We start from the raw sequence: 1,315 nt of genomic DNA on the forward strand, positions 1-1,315 counted from the left end.
GCTAAAATGGGAAGAAGAAGAAAACTTAAAATCTATTTTGTTGTTAAGCAATACTAATTTTTTAATTTTAGAAAAAGTAAAACTACTCAGTGAAGGAATTAAAAATTTAGCGGAAGATACCAAAAATCAAAAGCAAGCTATTCAGAAAATACTTAAAGATATAGAGGTGTATCAAGAAATTTATGAATACCAAGTCAGAGCTACAAAAATTCGTCAAGAAATAGCAAAAATAGCTGAAACAGCAATTAATTTAGAAAAGTCTCTACAAGATTACTTTAGTCCGTTTCAATCTTTAATAGATGATGTAGTAAAAGTAGATGCAGATTTTTACGCAATTGTAGGAGAAATTCAAAATTTAGCAAGTAGTACTTTAAATTCTCAAGTTAATTTACTAACGATACAAGATACTAGTACTATGTCTCATGACATCCTGAATTTATTAGTAGCAAGTTATGATAAAAAAGATAGACTTCAAGATGCTTTTTCCCAGTCAAAATTATTAGATTTGCAGGTTCATGACTTTGATTTTAGTAAAGATGAGATAACTTTAAATCAAGCGATTTACCTAATATCTAATTATATGTCTAATCAACTGGTAGCTCAAAAAAAAGTCCTAGGTATAGAAGAAACAGATATTGTTTCTGATTATTCTCAACTTCTTATCAAGAAAACAGAATTGGCAAAACAACCTAATATTGATATTGAGTGTGCCACAGAATTTAAAAGTGATTGGAATATTGATTACAGTAACTTGCAAAACCTTCTTACACAGTACAAGTGGCAAGACGCTGATATTGAAACAGCTAAATTAATGCTACAAGTCATGGGTAAGAATGATTGGAATGAAGTTTATAAAGAAGATATACTTAATTTTTCATGTGAAGCTTTTCATAAGATTGATCGACTTTGGCAACAATACAGTCATGGTTACTTTGGCTTTAGTGTTCAGCAAAGTATTTGGCACGAAATAGGCGGTCAAATAGATTATGAAACAGAAAAAAGACTTGGCGATCGCCTGGGTTGGCGAAAAGAGGGAAATTGGTTAAATTACGACCAACTAACTTTTAAATTATCCCCGACGACACCGATGGGACATCTACCAGTTAAATGGTTACATTATGACCAAAATATATTAGACATACCTTCATATTCATCTACAACCCCCCTGTCAATGGCAGCTTGGCGAGTTGGCTCTTGGCTAGTATGGCAGATGCATTTATTTTTTACTCGTGCCAAAACTTGTCATGAAACTTTACCATGAGTGAATTGCACATTATTTAATAATAAGGGAGAAAGCCAATGAATAATATGAATC

1 protein-coding gene is annotated in these 1,315 nt (G+C 31.8%); it reads left to right on the plus strand.

The features are described 5' to 3' along the window. On the plus strand, positions 1–1,261 hold a 1,261-nt coding region (locus GNF10_RS36920; protein ID WP_185607497.1), incomplete at its 5' end, for a GUN4 domain-containing protein. Positions 1,262–1,315 lie beyond the last annotated feature (54 nt).

Source organism: Nostoc sp. UCD121 (assembly GCF_014222285.1).
In the GTDB taxonomy this organism is placed as follows: domain Bacteria; phylum Cyanobacteriota; class Cyanobacteriia; order Cyanobacteriales; family Nostocaceae; genus Nostoc.